This window comes from Ruegeria sp. H8, assembly GCF_056532905.1.
Map to the genome: position 1 here is coordinate 117561 of NZ_JBQFNY010000003.1, position 14277 is coordinate 131837.

At 62.9% G+C, this 14277-nt stretch carries 6 protein-coding genes; 2 read left to right on the top strand and 4 right to left on the bottom strand.

The window, feature by feature from the left end; genetic code table 11:
- Positions 1-47: 47 nt before the first annotated feature.
- Entirely contained in the window at positions 48-5474 is a 5427-nt protein-coding gene (locus ACR0A2_RS10105; protein WP_480834925.1) for an alpha-2-macroglobulin family protein, read from the top strand.
- 36 nt (positions 5475-5510) lie between these two features.
- The gene (gene pbpC, locus ACR0A2_RS10110; protein ID WP_480834926.1) at positions 5511-7547 is read left to right on the top strand and encodes a penicillin-binding protein 1C; all 2037 of its coding nucleotides are present in this window, start codon (positions 5511-5513) and stop codon (positions 7545-7547) included.
- Here the strand turns inward: pbpC and ACR0A2_RS10115 are convergent.
- The 4 genes from ACR0A2_RS10115 to ACR0A2_RS10130 are packed head-to-tail and all read right to left on the bottom strand — an operon-like array spanning position 7544 to position 14221.
- Complete coding sequence (locus ACR0A2_RS10115; protein ID WP_480834927.1) at positions 7544-9586, bottom strand: hypothetical protein; 2043 nt, start codon at positions 9584-9586, stop codon at positions 7544-7546. The genes pbpC and ACR0A2_RS10115 overlap by 4 nt on opposite strands.
- Complete coding sequence (locus tag ACR0A2_RS10120; protein ID WP_480834928.1) at positions 9583-12345, bottom strand: DUF4159 domain-containing protein; 2763 nt, start codon at positions 12343-12345, stop codon at positions 9583-9585. Before ACR0A2_RS10120 ends, ACR0A2_RS10115 begins: the two co-directional genes overlap by 4 nt.
- The gene (locus ACR0A2_RS10125) at positions 12342-13217 is read right to left on the bottom strand and encodes a DUF58 domain-containing protein (RefSeq protein ID WP_171172113.1); all 876 of its coding nucleotides are present in this window, start codon (positions 13215-13217) and stop codon (positions 12342-12344) included. Before ACR0A2_RS10125 ends, ACR0A2_RS10120 begins: the two co-directional genes overlap by 4 nt.
- Entirely contained in the window at positions 13214-14221 is a 1008-nt protein-coding gene (locus ACR0A2_RS10130; protein WP_152459465.1) for an AAA family ATPase, read from the bottom strand. The genes ACR0A2_RS10125 and ACR0A2_RS10130 overlap by 4 nt, the downstream gene beginning before the upstream one ends.
- Between the last annotated feature and the right edge of the window lie 56 nt (positions 14222-14277).

Consider the following 14277-nt stretch of genomic DNA (forward strand, 5'->3'; position numbering starts at 1 on the left):
GCTACAGGCGCGCGCCATGCAAGGTTGAGCGCAAAGAGGAGAGCACGATGCACCGCTTTGTTTTTATTTCAATAACTTACACAATTTGCCTTCTGATCCTTCCCGCTGCCGTTCTGGCGCAGAGTGCAGTGCCCGAGTTCCGCTATGTCACCTCTCGGGACACGGATTTTTACGGGTCGGATCTGGATCCGTTGTTCGACACCGATCTGAAGTCCTGTATTCAGGCCTGCTCGGCCAACGCGCAATGTACGGCGTTCACCTACAACACTCGATCCGATGCCTGCTTTCCCAAAAGTGGCGTGAACCGACAAGAGGCGTATCAAGGCGCATTGTCCGCGCAAAAGGTGCCAAGCAGCGAACAGACCCTAACCTTGGGAAAAACGCGCGCACAAGCGCTGAGCGTCCTGAGTTCTGGCGATCTGGGGCATGCAAGAAAACAAGCCCGCGGTCTGGGATTCCTGCACCCGGCAGGGGGGTATGATCTGCGGGCCGTTCTGGATGCGGCGCGCGACACGGGCAGTGTCGCACAAGCGATGCAGTGGACCGGTGTCGCCGTGTCGCTCAGCGACAGCGCGGATGTTTGGGTGGAATATGCGCGCCTGCTGCTGGCCATGAACCCTTCGGGTTGGAACGAGCGGCGCGACCTGCGCAACCGCGCGCTGAATGCGTCGATCAATGGCTATCTGCGCGCCGAAACCCCCGGCACCCAGATCGCTGCCCTGGTGACCCTTGCGGACGCCCTGGAAGAGGTTGAGCGCGGGCGCGACATGATTCCCGTTCTTCGGTTGGCCGAGCAGGTGCAGCCGCGCGAAGACGTGCTGACCGCATTGGACAAAGCGATCGGCAAATACGGTTTCCGCGTGGTCGACAGCTCGGTCGAAAGCGATGCGGCAGCCCCCAGGATCTGTATCGAATTCTCGGAATCACTGGTCAAGGCCGGGGTTGACTATGATCCCTTCGTTCAACGTGACGCCGACGGGCTGGTCGTGCAGGCCGAAGACAGCCAGCTTTGCATCGATGGGGTCGCGCATGGCCAGCGTTATCGCCTGACGCTGCGCGAAGGCTTGCCTGCCGCCTCGGGCGAAGCACTGAATCGCAGCATCGAACTGACCCATTATGTACGCGACCGGACGCCTTCGGTTCGGTTTCCCGGACGCAGCTATGTCCTTCCGAAATCTGCCGACGCAGCCTTGCCCGTCGAAACGGTCAATGTCACCGAACTTGACCTGACCCTGCGGCGGGTCAGCGACCGGAACCTGTTGCGGGCCGTGCAACAGGACTTTTTCGGCCGCCCGCTCAGCGAATGGCAGGAGGAAGAATTCTCGGACCAGATTGCCCAAGACATCTGGACGGGTACTGCCGAGGTTTCAAACCAGTTGAACCAAACCATGACGGCACGTCTTCCCATGGCCGAAGCGATCTCGGATCAACCTGCGGGTATCTATGCATTGACCGCCCGGGTTCCGGAGGCCGATCCCTATGACGATCCCGGCGCAACGCAATGGTTTGTGCTTTCTGATCTGGGGATCAGCACCGCCTTGGGCACTGACGGGCTGCACGTGACCGTGCGCGGGCTAAGCGACGCGGCACCGCGCGAAGGTGTCGAAGTTTCGCTGATCTCAGGGGCGAACGCCGTCATCTCATCGGCACAGACCGATGAAACCGGCTATGCAAGGTTCGATCCGGGCCTGACACGCGGCAAGGGGGCCAGCGCGCCTGCTCTGGTGACAGCGGCAATCGATGATAGGGATTTCAGCTTTCTCTCGCTGACCGATCCTGCCTTTGACCTGTCGGATCGCGGCGTTGAAGGGCGCGCACCGGCGGGGCCGGTCGATGTCTTTCTGACCACCGACCGAGGTGCCTATAGGGCCGGCGAAGTGATCCATGTCACCGCCCTGTCCCGCGATGGCAAGGCGCAGGCCATCGAGGGCCTGCCTCTGACGGCGATCCTGTATCGCCCGGACGGGGTGGAATACCGCCGGTCTGTCTCGGATGGCGGTGTTGCCGGGGGCCATGTCTTTGCCCTGCCCGTGGCCGCAGACGTACCGCGCGGCGCATGGAAAATTGAAATCAAATCCGATCCAAAAGGCGATGCGCTGGCGCGTCAGACCGTTCTTGTCGAGGATTTCCTGCCCGAACGGATCGATTTCGAACTGACCCTGCCCGACGCACCCCTGCGCCCCGGCGACAGCCCACCGCTCTCGATCGACGCGCGCTATCTGTTTGGAGCGCCGGGGTCGGACCTGAGCATCGACGGGCAGGTCATCGCACGCCCGGCGGACACGGTCCCGGGCTACGACGGATATCGCTTTGGTCGCTATGATGCAGAAACCTCGATCAAGAGCACATATTTCGGAGACACGCGCACAGACGCGACGGGGCACGCGACCGTAGCAGTCAAAATCCCCGTGTTAGAGACTGAGGGAAAGCCAATCGAGGCCGAAATCATCGCCCGGCTTGCCGATGGCTCAGGCCGCCCGGTCGAGCGTCGCCTGACCGCGCCCGTCCTGCCGCCGCACCCTGTTATTGGTGTCAAACCTCTGTTCGACGAAGTCATTCCGGAAGGCACCGAAGCTGCATTCGAGATCGTTGGCCTGTCTCCTGAGTTGACGCCCATTCCGATGCATCTCCGCTGGACGCTGAACAAGATAGAAACGCGCTATCAGTGGTACCAGCTTCACGGCGACTGGAACTGGGAACCGACAACGCGCCGCAGCCGTGTCGCCACCGGCGAAGTGGACGTCTCCTCTGACCCTCTGACACTGACCCAACCGGTGGAATGGGGGCGCTATGAACTGGTGGTGCAGCGAGTTGACGGAACATATACCGAAACCGCCGTCGATTTCTATGCGGGCTGGTATCAGGCCGCCGATGCATCGACCACGCCGGACCGGCTTGAAATGTCGTTGGATCGCGACAGTTATCGCATCGGGGATACGGCGAAGTTGCGGATCGTGCCCCGCATGGCCGGTGTCGCTCAGATCGAAGTCCTTTCGAACCGTCTGATCCACCGCCAGATCGTGGAGGTGCCCGAAGGGGAAACTCTGATCCCGATTGAGGTGACCCAGGATTGGGGCGCCGGGGCTTATGTCACCGCAACCGTGATCCGCCCAATGGATGTTGCAGCCGGTCGGAACCCGGCGCGGGCGATGGGCGTGGCCCATGCCAGCATCGATCCAGGGGACCGCAGACTTTCCGTAATTGTCGATGTGCCCGAGGTCACCGCACCTCGTCAGACGCAAAAAGCCCGTATCAGGGTCGAAAATACCGTGGACGACGAACCGGTCTGGCTGACGCTGGCCGCCGTCGACGTGGGCATTCTGAACCTCACCGGGTTCAAAAGCCCGGACCCGCAAGGATACTATTTCGGGCAACGCCGCCTGGGTGTTGATCTGCGGGATGTCTACGGGCGACTGATCGACGGCATGAACGGAGCCATGGGCACAGTGCGCTCGGGCGGCGACAATGACAGCGGGATGCGTCGCCAGTCTCCGCCACCGACACAAGACCTGATGGCCGTGTTCAGTGGCCCTGTCGAGATCGGCGCGGATGGAGAGTTTGAGATCGACATTCCCCTTCCTGCCTTCAACGGAACCGTCCGGCTGATGGCCGTCGCGTGGTCGCGCAAAGCCGTCGGTCAGGCCGAAGCTGAAATGATCGTCCGCGACCCGGTGGTTGCTACCGCCAGCCTTCCGCGCTTCCTTGCCCCGGGCGATCAAAGCCGGATGCGTATTGAGATCGTCCATGCGGATGGCACATCCGGAGAAATGGCACTTGGCCTGACCGCCTCCGATGGTTTGGAACTGGGCGCGGCACCGGCCAGCTTTGTGCTGGAGGACGGTGGCAAGGCGGTTTTCGAGACCCCGATCACGGCCAGCGCCATCGGCGATCCTGAAATCAGCGTATCGATCACCACACCTGATGGGCGCGACCTGTCGCAAACCCTGCGCATGCCGGTGCGGGCCAATGACCCGGTGATTGCACAGACGCGGCGTTTTGCCTTGGGCGCAGGCGATAGCTTCCTGTTTTCGCAGGATGTGTTTGACGGGTTCCAGCCGGGTTCGGCCAAGGCCATCCTGTCCGCCGGAGCGTTGGCCAAATTCGACACGCCCGGTCTGCTGGATCAGCTGAACCATTACCCCTATGGCTGCACCGAACAGATCACCAGCAAAGCGCTGCCGTTGCTGTACCTGTCATCCGTTGCGCAAGCCACGGGGCTGGGTGATGGCCCGGTTGTAGATCAACGCATCGCCGATTCGATCCGCAGTATCCTGACCCGTCAGGCCGCAAACGGCGCCTTTGGCCTGTGGCGCGCAGACAGCGGGGATTTCTGGCTGGACGCCTATGTGACCGATTTCCTGTCCCGTGCCCGCATTCAGGGGCATCCCGTGCCGGACCGGGCGTTTGCTCAGGCGATGGACAATCTTCGGAACAGGGTCAATTCCGCGCCTGATTTCGACAAAGGCGGTCAGGACATAGCCTATGCCCTGATGGTTCTTGCGCGGGAAGGCGCGGCCTCGATGGGCGATCTGCGCTATTACGCGGATGTCAAAGGGGATGCCTTCGACACCCCTCTGGCGGCGGCGCAACTGGGCGCAGCTCTGGCCTCTTACGGCGACCAGACCCGCGCGGATGCGATGTTCAACCGTGCCGCGCGGATGCTGGATCGGCAACAGAACCAGCAACAGAACGTCTGGCGCGCTGACTACGGCACCCACCTGCGGGATGCAGCGGGCTTGTTGAGCCTTGCCCTGGACGCGGGCAGCGAGGCGATTGACCGCGATGCTTTGATCCAACGGGTGAGCACGGGCCGCACGCCGCTGTCCACTCAGGAGGCCACGTGGTCATTGCTGGCGGCGCACGCGCTTGTGTCTGACCCAACGGGGTCGGGCTTGATGGTCAACGGGGCGCCGGTTTCCGGTCCGTTCGTGAAAGTTCTGCAATCCGGACAGGCGGACGAGATCAACGTCACGGCCGCCGACGGTCAGGCGACGGATATCACCTTGACGGTCACAGGCATCCCTGAGATTCCGCCCGAGGCAGGCGGCACCGGCTATGCAATCGAACGGCGGTATTACTCGATGGATGGCGATCTGATCGATTCAGACAGCTTTGCCGTGGGTGATCGGTTCGTCACTGTGCTGCAAGTTACACCGTTCGAAAACGGCGGTGCGCGGCTGATGGTGAACGATCCACTGGCCGCCGGGATCGAGATTGACAACCCAAGCCTGCTGCGCTCGGGCGATGTCCGCTCGCTGGACTGGCTGGATCTGTCCGACGCCACCCATACCGAGTTCCGCTCGGACCGGTTCCTGGCCGCCGTTGATTTGTCCGGTCGTGAAACCGTGACGCTGGCCTACGTGGCGCGCGCCGTGACACCTGGCGTGTTCCATCATCCGGCGGCCTCGGTCGAGGACATGTACCGCCCACAGAACCGGGCGCGGACATCTACCGGACGGGTCGAGATCCAGTGACCGGCCATGCGCCATACCCTTGTTTGGGTGGTCGTCATGCCTAAGCGGTCGCGGCTCTTGTTTGCGCTGGCCGGAGCACTCTACTTGACGGCACTGGCACGGGATGGTGTTGACCGCTGGGTCGATGCCACAACCCTGCCTTCCGTTCTGGCTGAAACTTCAGTCGAGATGCGGGACCGGAATGGCGAGCTTTTGCGTGCGTTTCCAGTCGAGGATGGCATCTGGAGGCTGCGGCCCGGCGCAGTTGACCCGGATTTCATCGCAATGCTGATCCGGTACGAGGATAAACGGTTCTGGACCCACGCCGGAGTGGACCTCATCGCGATGCTGCGGGCTGCGGGGCAAAGCCTGTGGAACGGGCGTAACGTGTCGGGCGGGTCCACCCTAACCATGCAGGTGGCGCGGTTGATCGAAGATGGCCCAACCGGGCGCTGGAGCGGGAAATTTCGCCAGATCAGAGTCGCATTGGCGTTGGAGCGGCGTCTGAGCAAACAGCAAATCCTGAACCTTTATCTGACCCATGCCCCCTATGGTGGCAATCTGGAAGGGCTCCGTGCCGGCGCCCGCGCGTGGTTTGGAAAGGACGCCACGCGGCTGACCCCCGCACAAAGCGCCCTGTTGGTTGCGTTGCCGCAATCCCCCGAGGCCCGGCGCCCGGATCGCAAGCCAGAAGCTGCCCGACAGGCCCGCGACCGGGTTCTGAACAGGCTGGTGCGCCACACCGTCCTGACCGATGCCCAAGCGCGCGCGGCCATGACCGAACCCCTTCCGGATCGGATGACTCCGTTTCCACGCTTTGCACCCCATCTGACTGACCGTGCAAGGCGGCAAGCACCCGCAATCCAGGCCTTCGATCTGACCCTGGATGCCGGATTGCAGGCCCGGCTGGAAACCTTGGTGGCCCAGGCCGCCACCCGCGTCGGACCACGCGTTTCCGGGGCTCTGATCGTGGCCGACCATCGCAGCGGCGCGGTTCTGGCATCGGTCGGATCTGCCGGGTATCAAGATGCCCGTCAGGGGTTCGTGGATATGACCCGGGCCGTACGATCGCCCGGATCGACCCTGAAACCTCTGGTCTACGGGCTGGCCTTCGATCAGGGGCTGGCCCATCCCGAGACCCTGATCAGCGACAGTCCAGTGATGTTTGGCCGATACGCACCGCGCAATTTCGACGGCGCCTTCCGTGGCGATGTCCGGGTGCGGGACGCCCTACAGCTGTCGCTGAACATCCCCGTCGTGCGCCTGACGAATGAGCTGGGGCCCGCTCGGTTGATGACGGCTTTGCGGTTGGCCGGGTCAGAGCCACGCCTGAATGGCGCAGCACCCGGATTGGCGATTTCTTTGGGTGGCGTGGGGTTGAGCCTGCACGATCTGGTACAGTTTTACACCACTCTGGCAGCTGGCGGAACAGGCCCGATCCTGCATCATGACGTTCTGGCAGACGCCCAGCGCACCCGGCGCGTTCTGTCAGAAAGCTCGGCCTGGCAGGTTTCCGACATTCTGGCCGGGATTGCGCCACCGGCAGGCGGTGCGACAGGGGCGCTGGCCTACAAGACCGGCACGTCTTATGGCCACCGCGATGCCTGGGCCATCGGCTTTGACGGGCACCACGTCGTAGGGGTCTGGCTGGGCCGCGCCGATGGAACGCCTGTTCCCGGTGCATTCGGGGGCGACCTTGCCGCACCCCTGTTGGCCGAGGCGTTCAACCTGTTTAAACCCGAGCTCACGCCCTTGCGCCCACCGCCGCCTTCGACTCTGCTTGTCGGCGCGGCCCAATTGCCTCAGCCGTTGCAGCGATTTCGCCCCCGCACGACAGCTTTCAAGGATGATCCCTCGGCGCCGGACCTGCTGTTCCCGCCCGATAACGCCGTGTTAGAGACATCAGGAGCACCTCTGACGGTCAAACTGCGTGGCGGCGTCGGGCCGTTTTCCGTACTGGCGGATGGCGTGCCGGTGCTGACCGGGCAGCGGCGACGAGAGTTCGAAATCCCCAATCCGGGGACCGGCTTCACCTCACTTGTCGTGGTGGATGCGCAAGGTCAATCCGACAGGGCGTCAATCAGGATCGATTAGCGCCGCCCCTCGCGCAGCCAACCGCCCAACAGGAAACCTCCTGCCAACAGCAAAACCAGCCAAGGTGGCAGCAGACCCGCCTGGGTAACATCCCGCGTCTCATAGGCATCGCGCGGGGTCAGGCCGATCCAGCCCCGACCAGCCGCCGGGCGCCCGGCGCGCACGTTGCGGATCGACGGCAACCCATCTTCCACCCGGATCACGCCGCCCCTCATGCCGGCCAGAACCGGTTCAAGAACATCCCCCGTTGCGATGGTGCGTTCAAACTCCTTCGGCGCGGCGGGACCAAGCCCGATCACGGCCATGTGGTCACCTTCCTGCAAACGGTAAAGACCAATCTCGGGACCATAGTATTGCGCTTCGAACCGCCCCGGAGAGACCTCTTGCAAGGTGATTTCCAGCGTTTCGCCGTTCGGGCGCGTCACAGTCACCGGACCCACATCATCCCCAAGCGTCTGTCGAATGATGCGCATGGACTGGCCGTTGGCTTCGGCCCACAGCGCCTCTTCCTCGAGTTCGGGTTCCTTCATCATCCAATGGGCCAGCCTGCGCAAAAGCTCCAGTTGCGGGCCGCCACCCTCAAAGCCACGGCTCCACAGCCAGGCATGGTCCGATGCCAGCATCGCAACACGCCCTTCTCCCACTCGGTCCAGAACCAGCAGGGGGCGTTCGTCAATGCCCGTCATCAGAACCTCGCCCGAGCGATGGTTCACATCGATCTGGCGCAACCAGGCCCCCCAATCCTCGGAATCGCCAAGATTTGTTGTCACCGGATGGCGCTGACCCAACGCGCTGACCTTCGGAACAAAGCGTTCCTCGAAGACACGCGCGGACGGTTGCGCCGGAAGGATCGGCGCCAGCGGCGACCGGAAAATGCTGTCAGCTCCGGCGAAATCGGGACCGGCCGCAATCAGAACGGCGCCGCCGTCATTGATATAACTGGTGACGTTGTCCAGATAGATCGCAGGCAGGATGCCGCGCCGCTTGTAGCGGTCGAATATGATCAGATCGAAATCGTTGATCTTTTCCAGAAACAACTCGCGTGTCGGGAAGGCGATCAAAGACAATTCGTCCACCGGCACGCCGTCCTGTTTCTCGGGCGGGCGCAGGATGGTGAAATGCACCAGATCGACCGAGCTGTCGGATTTCAAAAGATTGCGCCATGTGCGCCCGCCCGGATGCGGCTCGCCCGAGACCAGCAGAACGCGCAGGCGATCCCGAACGCCGTTCATCTGGATCAGCGTGGTGTTGTTGCGGTCGGTCAACTCGCCTTCGGCCAGGGGCACGGAAAACTGGATCACGTTGCGCCCGCCATGAGGCAAGGTGACAGGCAGTTCGACATCCCGACCGATTGGAATACTCAGCTGCTGAGGCTCACCACCGTCCACGGAAATCTCCAACGGCGCTGTCGCGGCACCCGCGGGGGCTGCTCCGCTGTCTTCAACGCGCAGGGTCAAAGTCACCGATTCACCGATGATGGCAAAAGCAGGCGCATTTCGGACGATAAGCCGGCGATCCCAGTCGTCCGCACGCCCGGTTTGCAGCAGATGCATCGGCGCCGGCAATTCCGGGGCCTGATCGGCATCGTGCACGATCCCGTCCGATACCACCAGAATGCCCGCGATGCGCGCACGCGGTTCTTCGGCCAGGGCCTCATTCAGGGTGGCCATGACCTGCGTGCCCTCATCACCTTCACCGTCGCCGACCCGAATGCGGCGCAGTTCCGTATTGTCCCGCGCCTCGATCTCGGCGGCCAGGTCTTCGGCGGCCTGCGCCGTTTGTTCGGCCCGGTCCGAAAGTGTCTGGCTGGCGCTTTCATCCTCGATCATCAAAACGATATCCGTCAGCGGCGCGCGGTCCTCGACTTGATAGACCGGACCGGACAGTGCCGCGATGACAACCAGGGCCGCCAATCCCCGCAGGGCCCAGCCCGACAAGCCGCGCCACAAGGCCAGAGCTACTCCGACAGCGGCAATCGCCCCCACAGCAGCCAAAAGCGGCCACGGGATCAGCGGGTCGAATATGACGGTTCCGGTCATTGTCCCAACCTGTCCAAAAGAGCGGGCACGTGGACCTGATCGGATTTGTAATTCCCGGTCAGCACGTGCATCACCAGATTGACGCCAAAACGATTGGCCAGTTCGCGTTGCCGTTCCCCGGCATACCCACGACCGACAGGCAAAAGGGCCTGGCCGTTGCGATCCACGGCCCAGGCCCCGGCCCAGTCATTGCCGCCGATAACCACCGGTGTCACGTTGTCATTGAGGTTTCGGAAAGGCATCCCTTCGATCTGTTCTGCATCCCCGGGTGCAGCTTCGACCCAGACTTCTGCGCCGGAATAGCGGCCCGGGAAATCCTGGAGCAAATAGAATGTTCTGGTCAGGACGTGATCGCGGGGAATCGGCTCTAATGCAGGGATATTCAACGGTCCGGCCAGTTGCTGCAACTTGCGGCCATTCGGACTGGATGCGCCGAAACCGGCAATATCCGCATCGCGCGTATCAAACAGGATCATCCCACCCGAACGCAAATAGGCGTTCAGTTTGATATACGCCTCGGCCGAAGGTTGCGGCTGGTTCGGCGTAATGGGCCAGTAGAGAAGCGGAAAGAATGCCAGCTCGTCTCGTTCCAGATCAACGCCGATTGGGTCCGCCGGTTCGACAGAGGTGCGAAAGAACAGGGTTTGCGCCAAGCCCCGCAATCCGGCCTCGGCAATATCGTCCACCTGCGTCTCACCGGTCAGCACATGCGCCAGCACAAGCTCGTGCGTTGCGGCAAGGGCAAATTCGGTATCTTCGGACGTCTGCGCCTGTACGTCCGGCACCAGCAGAAAAGCGGCCAGCGCGGCAGCCGCCGTTCGCGCCAGACCCAGCCTGCCCGACAAGGCCAGCGAGGCAATCACGTCAACCGTCAGCAAGATCAGTGCGAGGCTTAGTAACAGGCCACCAAGCGGGGTTTCCGTGCTGACCTCCTGCCCTTTGATCGGCACATTGGCGGGCCAGGTCACCGGGCGCAGCTCGGTTTCTTCCGAGACCACGTTCAATGCCAGCTTCTGCTTTCCGCTTTCATAGAGACCCGGACGCAAATCTGGCCCGATCCGGCCCGAGATCAGCTGAACGCCATCCACACCGGCCAGGGTTCCGGCATCTGACAGGGCGCCAAACCCGTCCATGATCTGAACCGGCTCCCACGTGGTGCCTTGCAGTTGCGATTCTTGCCGCGACTTGGCTGCCGAAGCCACGGCCAAACGATCCAGCATCTCGACGAACAGGCCCGACAACGGCAGGCTGGACCATTCGGCATCCGCAGTGACGTGAAACAGCACCACCTGCCCAAGCCCCAAAGCCTTGCGTGTCACCAACGGAGTCCCGTCGGACAGCGAAGCAATCACGCGATCCGCCAAGTTAGGGTCTGGTTGAGCCATGACTTGGGTCGAAACAACCACGTCCTTTGGGATATCCAGGCCGAAAAACGGAGAGCTTTCGGGGAATGGAGCCAGCGTCTTGGCTTCGCCCCAGCTCATCGCACCGCCGACGGATCGTCCACCGCTGCGCAGCCGCGCCGGCAACAGGGTGTCTTCGGTGTCCCTGCCCAGATCGCTGGCCGCCATGCGCGGACCGGCAAAACGCAGCAGAAGCCCGCCCTGTTCGACCCATTCGATCAAAGCGGCCTCTTCCGGCTCCGACATCTGCGCCACGTCCGACAGGACGATCACATCCGGGTTGGCGGGCAGAACCTCAAGCAGGCCGCCATCGACAAAATCCGCGGTCGGGACCAGGACCTGCGTCAGGTAATGCAGGGGTGACAACAGCTCCAGCCCTTCACGGTTGCGGGTTCCGGCAATCAGCGCAACCTCGCGCCGGCGCAGACTGTCATCGGTCAGAGTCACGGCTCCGGCGGACCTTTGGCCCTGTATTTCAAACCGCGTGATACGGGCGCGCAATTCCGACGGCAGCGCCAGATCGGCCTGCGCCGTGGTTTCGCCGGCTTCAAGGGTCAGCTCAACGGAATGCAGCACCCGGGCCGTACCCGCCGGATCACGGCCTTGCGCCAGTACCGTCACGCGGTCTTCCGGTCCGGGGCCCGCGCGCTGAACGGTCAATTGGATCAGCCCGTCCTGATAGGCCGCAGGCCGGATCGCAACGGGCCGGGAGGCCGCCTGATAGACCGTCACATCTCCGCGCGCCTGAAGGCTGGACACCAGTTCAGCGTGGTCTGCATAGTCCAGCCTGTCACTGAACCAATGGGTATCAAATCCGCCGTCAACGGCGTTCAACGCGGCAATGGTCTGAACAATCTGATCTGCATTCGGCTGCCAGGGGTTCGGGGTCAGCCCAGGCAAACGCCCGCGCCACGCTTCCGCAGCCTGAAATACCGGTGTTTCCGGTTCTGTCAGGCGCAAAATTGCAACCGTTCGGCCCGCGCGCCCGGCCTCCGACAGTTGCGTGTCGATTTGGTCAAGTGTCGCCGGCCAGCGCGCGGCTCCGGCCCAACTGGCGTCCAGCACCAGCAGCAGCGGCCCGGTTCCGGTTTCATCCCGTGACGGGTTCAGAACCGGCCCTGCCAGCCCGATGATGATCGCAGCCGCCGCCAGCATCCGCAGCAGCAGCAGCCACCATGGGGTGCGGTCGGATACGCTTTCGTCATCTTTCAGGCCCAACAGCAGCGTGACCGCCGGGAACAAGCGGCGGATCGGTGCCGGCGGAACCGCGCGCAGGATCAGCCACAGGATCGGCAGAGTCAGAAGACCCAGCAACACCCATGGCACGGTAAAGCCGATGCCCGCCAGAACCGTCATCGCGTGCCCCCATCCAAGGCCCGATAAAGCCATAAAAGAGCCGCTTGTGCGCTGTCGCCCGTGTGGTGCAGGCCCAGTTGCCAGCCCGTCGCTCGGCACAGTTGCCTCAGCGCGTCCTTGCGATGCGCCAGGCGTTCCAGATAACGGTCCCGCAGCTCGGCGGCCTTGAGCGTTTCGTGTCGGACAGACCCTCCGACGCTTTCGAAAATGGTGCGCCCGCGATAGGGAAACGACTCCTCACCCGGATCCAGCACTTGCAGAACCACGCCGCGCACGCCACGGTCGGCGGCTTTGGTCAAGGCAAGTTCAACCTCATCCATGGGGCCCAGAAAATCCGAGATGAACACGGCGCGGGCATGAGGGATCATGGCGCGGTGTTCGGGCGGGGCGTAATCCGCTTGATTATCCTCGGACCAGGCCTGCGCCAGCCGGATGATCTGCGCATTGCCGCGCCGGGGCGGCAAGGTGGTGCCGGTCAGACCTACGCGTTCACCGCCGCGCACCAGAAGGATGGATGTCGCCAGCCCCAACAGCCGCGCGCGATCCGCTTTGGTCGGCAGGGTCTTGTCGGACGCAAACCGCATCGAAGCCCCCTGATCGACCCATAACATCACGGATTGCGCGATCTGCCATTCCCGTTCACGTACGAACTGCTGATCCCCCCGCGCCGAGCGGCGGTGATCGATCATGCGACGGCTGTCGCCGACCTGCGCCGGGCGGTATTGCCAGAAATCATCCCCCATCCCGGACCGCCGTCGACCGTGGTCGCCCAGCAGAACGGTTCCGGCCAAGTGCTCGGCCCGCGCCAAGAGGGGCGGCAGCCGTGATGCCTCGGCTTCGGATCTCTCGCGAAGGGTCAGCTCGGCATTCACGCCGCGGCCTCGGTCCGGATCAGCCCGACAGCGGTCGAGTCAATCAGCTCTGCAAGGCTGTCACCACGCGCCCTTGCCGCAAAGTTCAGTGCCATCCGGTGGCTGAGCACCGGGCGCGCCATATCCAGAACATCCTCGGCATTTGGTGCCAGGCGTCCCTGCAACATGGCACGCGCCCGCACCGTCATCATCAGCGCCTGCGCGGCACGGGGGCCCGGACCCCAGGCCACGGTTTCGGCAACCCGTTCGGACACACCGGGTTCTTCGGGGCGGAAGGCCCGCACGAGATCAAGGATCAGTTCAACGACGGATTCTCCGACCGGCATCCGGCGCAACAAGACCTGCGCAGCCAGCAACTCTTCCTTGCTGAAAATCTGATGTGCCTCTTCCTCTTCAACCCCGGTCGTGGCCAGCAGGATATCCCGCTCGGTCTGGCGGTCGGGGTATTCGACGTCAATCTGTACCAGGAACCGGTCAAGCTGGGCTTCGGGCAGCGGATAGGTGCCTTCCTGCTCAATCGGGTTTTGCGTTGCCAGCACGTGGAACGGCGTACCCAATGAACGGTCCTCGCCCGCCACGGTAACGGTGCGTTCCTGCATCGCCTGCAACAGTGCCGATTGTGTACGCGGGCTTGCCCGGTTTATTTCATCCGCCATTAACAACTGACAGAAGATCGGGCCGGGAATGAACCGGAAATGCCGGCTGCCATCGTCGGCAGTGTCCAGAACCTCGGACCCAAGAATATCGGCGGGCATCAGATCGGGCGTGAACTGAATGCGGCTGCCATGCAGGCCCATCACCGTCGACAGAGTCTCGACCAAGCGTGTCTTGCCCAAACCCGGCAGACCGATCAACAGGGCATGGCCGCCGCACAAAAGTGCGGTCAGCGTCAGGTCCACGACCCTCTCCTGCCCGATGAAGCGGCGGGTGATCGAGGCCTTGGCCTCTTGCAGCTTGTTTTCCAGCGCTTCGATCTCGGCTACGAGGTCGGCAGGTTCGGTCATGACTTTCCCTTCCGTGGACTATTATGATTGAAGTGTATCGCGCTGAGAGGAAATGG

What these genes read in the sequence shown, in the direction of transcription:
- ACR0A2_RS10105 (WP_480834925.1), top strand. Translation starts at nt 48, where the DNA reads ATGCACCGCTTTGTTTTTATTTCAATAACTTACACAATTTGCCTTCTG.
- ACR0A2_RS10115 (WP_480834927.1), bottom strand. Translation starts at nt 9,586, where the DNA reads ATGACCGGAACCGTCATATTCGACCCGCTGATCCCGTGGCCGCTTTTG.
- pbpC (WP_480834926.1), top strand. Translation starts at nt 5,511, where the DNA reads ATGCCTAAGCGGTCGCGGCTCTTGTTTGCGCTGGCCGGAGCACTCTAC.
- ACR0A2_RS10120 (WP_480834928.1), bottom strand. Translation starts at nt 12,345, where the DNA reads ATGACGGTTCTGGCGGGCATCGGCTTTACCGTGCCATGGGTGTTGCTG.
- ACR0A2_RS10130 (WP_152459465.1), bottom strand. Translation starts at nt 14,221, where the DNA reads ATGACCGAACCTGCCGACCTCGTAGCCGAGATCGAAGCGCTGGAAAAC.